At 52.8% G+C, this 1,227-nt stretch carries 1 rRNA gene; it reads right to left on the reverse strand.

The features are described from left to right. Window positions 1-1,227 (reverse strand): 23S ribosomal RNA (locus ACYVUV_RS12295); the annotation flags it as partial.

A 1,227-nucleotide genomic window follows, 5' to 3' on the forward strand; every position in this document is an offset into this window, starting at 1 on the left:
AGCAAGCATTTGACTCGCTCTCAGACTTGACGCTTGAACGTGGTATCCAGCACCACGCGCTGCTAGCCTCCTGCGTCCCTCCATCGCTCATAACGATTCGGTGCAGTACAGGAATCTCAACCTGTTGTCCATCGACTACGCCTCTCGGCCTCGCCTTAGGTCCCGACTTACCCTGGGCGGACGAGCCTGCCCCAGGAAACCTTAGTCTTGCGGCGGACAGGATTCTCACCTGTCTTTCGTTACTCATACCGGCATTCTCACTTCTAGAAGCTCCACATGTCCTCTCGGTCATGCTTCACCGCCGCTAGAACGCTCTCCTACCACGTGCATAATGCACATCCACAGTTTCGGTATCATGCTTAGCCCCGGTAAATTTTCGGCGCGGCGTCACTCGACTAGTGAGCTATTACGCACTCTTTGAATGATGGCTGCTTCTGAGCCAACGTCCTAGTTGTCTGCGCAACTCCACATCCTTTTCCACTTAGCATGAATTTTGGGACCTTAACTGGTGATCTGGGCTGTTTCCCTTTCGACTACGGATCTTATCACTCGCAGTCTGACTCCCGCACATAAATGTCTGGAATTCGCAGTTTATCTGAATTCAGTAACCCTTGACGGGCCCCTAGTCCAAACAGAGCTCTACCTCCAGCATCCTCTTTGCGAGGCTAGCCCTAAAGCTATTTCGGAGAGAACCAGCTATCTCCAAGTTCGTTTGGAATTTCACCGCTACCCACAACTCATCCCCGCAATTTTCAACTTACGTGGGTTCGGTCCTCCAGCGCGTTTTACCGCGCCTTCAACCTGGTCATGGGTAGGTCACTTGGTTTCGGGTCTGCGTCAGCCAACTGCTCGCCCTCTTCAGACTCGCTTTCGCTGCGGCTCCGTCTTTTCTGACTTAACCTTGCTGACTAACGCAACTCGCCGGTTCATTCTACAAAAGGCACGCCATTACCCGTTAACGGGCTTTGACTACTTGTAGGCACACGGTTTCAGGTTCTCTTTCACTCCCCTCCCGGGGTTCTTTTCACCTTTCCCTCACGGTACTGGTTCACTATCGGTCACTGGTTAGTATTTAGCCTTGCGAGATGGTCCTCGCGGATTCAAACGGGATTTCACGTGTCCCGCCCTACTCAGGATACTGATAGGCCTTCTTTGGATTTCGCTTACGGGGCTCTCACCCTCTCTGGCGCGTCTTCCCAAACGCTTCTGCTATCCTCTGAAGTGCCA

The organism is Lactobacillus sp. WILCCON 0149, assembly GCF_057197965.1.